The organism is uncultured Nostoc sp. (assembly GCF_964245445.1).
Taxonomy (GTDB): domain Bacteria; phylum Cyanobacteriota; class Cyanobacteriia; order Cyanobacteriales; family Nostocaceae; genus Nostoc.
In genome coordinates this window covers 1-2,702 of record NZ_CAXTNE010000489.1, presented here as the reverse complement: position 1 = coordinate 2,702, position 2,702 = coordinate 1, and the positions used below count along the sequence as shown (strand labels likewise).

General features: G+C 46.9%; 2 protein-coding genes and 1 pseudogene. 1 reads left to right on the top strand and 2 read right to left on the bottom strand.

Features of this window, described 5'->3' with window-relative positions; all coding sequences use genetic code 11:
- Window positions 1-115: 115 nt before the first annotated feature.
- Entirely contained in the window at window positions 116-1,657 is a 1,542-nt protein-coding gene (locus tag ACFE90_RS37690) for an ATP-binding protein (RefSeq protein WP_375507327.1), read from the bottom strand.
- A complete protein-coding gene (locus tag ACFE90_RS37685; RefSeq protein WP_375507326.1) occupies window positions 1,654-2,337 on the bottom strand; it encodes a response regulator transcription factor in 684 nt (227 codons plus the stop codon). The genes ACFE90_RS37690 and ACFE90_RS37685 overlap by 4 nt, the downstream gene beginning before the upstream one ends.
- Before the next feature lie 155 nt (window positions 2,338-2,492).
- On the opposite strand from ACFE90_RS37685, the pseudogene ACFE90_RS37680 reads away from it, so the two are divergent.
- Window positions 2,493-2,702 (top strand): annotated as a pseudogene (locus tag ACFE90_RS37680) (hypothetical protein); the annotation flags it as partial.

Genomic DNA, 2,702 nt, shown 5'->3' with positions numbered 1-2,702 from the left:
GGGGCAGGGAGCAGGGAGCAGCGGGAAAGAGGCTTTTGGGATTTTTGCACAGATGCGGTAATCATAACTAATTAACCGGACTTGATATAACTGACCACTTCTAGGGAGCGATCGCTCAATTCTGTAACTTCATTGGTAAGGTGAGGGTAAATGCTGTTTGACCAAAAGATGTTGAGTCAAGCGTAAGGTTGCCATTATGGGCCCTGGCAATTTCACGGGCTAGGCCCAGTCCCAGTCCGATGCCTTCTATCTTGCGGGTTCGAGCCGAATCACCGCGATAGAAGCGGTCAAAAATGCGATTGCGTTCACGTTCACGTGCGCCGTTGGCATCGCTCAGGGGAATATCTTTGGATGCATTGGCTATGGTGATGTGAAGAGTTGTTTGAGTTTGATGAGCGCGAATCTGTATCCAGCCGTTGGCGAGATTGTATTTGATGGCATTACTGAATAGGTTTTGCAAAACTTGAATTAGAAGATCGCGATCGCCCTGTACCCGCAGCCCATCAGTGAAGTCAGTTTGCACAGTCAAGTGGGGAGCTAGCATTTCCACATCTTCTAGCATCTCCATCAGCAACTCAGACATATCCACCTCAACCAAATACAAACTCATTTTTCCGGCATCTGCTAGAGATAGCAGCAAGAGTTTCCGCATAATTCCACTCAGGCGGCGCACCTCATCCAACAGGTTACTTAAGCGCTGTTGCACTTCACTTCCGGGATCGACCTGTTGCAGCGTTCGTTCCAGTTCGCCTTGCAAAATAGTCAGTGGGGTTTTCAGTTCATGAGCCGCATCACCACTAAAACGGGAAGCTTGGGTAAAACTGCGTTCCAAGCGTTCCAGCATTTGGTTAAATACCTGAATCAGTTCGACAAATTCCGCATCAGTTGTCCTAATCGGAATCCGTTGATCTAGTCCTTTGACAGTCACCTGTTGAATAACACCTGTTAATTGCCGGATGGGACGCAAAGCACTACCAGAAACTAACCATGCTCCTACCGCAATCAGCAAGAGCGCTCCCGGAATTGAAATTAGAAAGATATTCTGAATGGTAGCCATCTCTTGAGAGACGGCTTGCAAATTAACAGCAATGGCAACCTGAATATTAGGAAATTTAGCTGCCCCAATCCGCCAAGCTGCTGTTTTTGTCTGCTCAGTGACAAATTGAGTTGGAGGTGGACGAAGAAAAGGTGGTGGCTGAACGGATGGGTTTGTATTGGGTGGCGGCGGTGGTTGTCTCTGTGGGCGTGGTGGTAAAGGTATCGACTGAAGACGCTTAAGCAGCAGACGATTCACCTCAACGTCGGTAGGTAGGGAGTTGGATTGATAAAGTATGTTGTTGTTTGCATCAAGCACCAGTAGGGCAATGAGGGTTTTTGTATTGCTTCCGAAGGCATAAGATAATGAATCTTCGTAAAACTGCCATCGTGAGCGATCGGGTGAGGATCGGGTTTCTTTGTTCAGAAATTCGGGAGGTTCGCCGCGTGGAGGCAAGTTTGGAGTTGCCCGCATCAAGTAATTTAACAGTTCTGCATCAAGACGGCTAATCTTAGCATTGTAAATCTGAAACCAGGAGACTGCGCCAAAGCCTACTAATGTGGTTCCAGCTAAAGCCGCAGACAACAGGGCAATTCGGAGTCGAAACGAAGGGAGTTTCATGAGCTAGAATCTGGCTTGCGAAATCGGTATCCAACCCCTCGAATGCTTTCAATCCAGACTGCTTGATCAATGGGGTCAATTTTTTTACGAATTCGCTGGATACAAACATCCACGACGTTGGTGTTGGGGTTAAAGTCGTAGCCCCAAACGTGTTCTAAGATTTGGGTACGGGTGAAAACCCGTCCGGGAGAGCGCATGAGATACTCCAGAAGATTAAACTCGCGGCTGGTGAGTTCTATCACCTGGCGATCGCAAGTAACTTCCCTAGTGATGCGATCGAGTTTGATAGGGCCTACGCAAAGCAGATTTTGGCGCTCGCTTACACTCCGGCGGACAACGGCATGAATTCGAGCCGCTAACTCTTCCACAAAAAACGGTTTAGCGATATAATCATCGGCTCCCAAATTTAGTCCTTCCAAGCGATCATCTAGTTCATTCCGAGCCGTCAACAAAATTACCGGAGCATTCCGACCTTGCCGCCGCAAGAGTTTCAGAATCGATAGTCCATCTTTTCCCGGCACCATAATGTCGAGTACGATCACATCATATTTATTTTCTAATGCCCGCAGATATCCTTCATCACCGTTGTCGCAGTAGTCTACAACAAATCCCTGCTCTTTCAGTCCAGCCCGGACAAAGTTCGCAATTTTTGCTTCATCTTCGACAAACAGAACGTTCACAAGCCTTCACTACTTTACTTCCAGTTTCAGTATAAGTTCTTCATCCTTGTGCTTAAATTACAAAACTGTAATTCAGAAAGCAGGTGGACTGTAATTTTAAGATGGCTTAATTAGAAATATCAACACCCTACCCTACCTTTTGAAGCTTGATTTTTATGAATATTCGTCGAGTACTAGTTGTAACAGCGATTCCTGTTCTGGTTGGCACATTTGGTTTTATTTCACTCAATCAGGCAAATGCCGCTAGTAAATTCTCTCAAATTGCACAGGCGCAACTACCGCCCAACCAACCACCGGATCAACAGGGGCGACCACCTCGACCTGATTTTAAGGCGGCGGCGGCAAAGTTAGGAGTTAGTGAACAA

Bases quoted from the DNA above. Each gene is read 5' to 3' on its own strand.
- ACFE90_RS37690 (WP_375507327.1), bottom strand. From the start codon at position 1,657: ATGAAACTCCCTTCGTTTCGACTCCGAATTGCCCTGTTGTCTGCGGCT.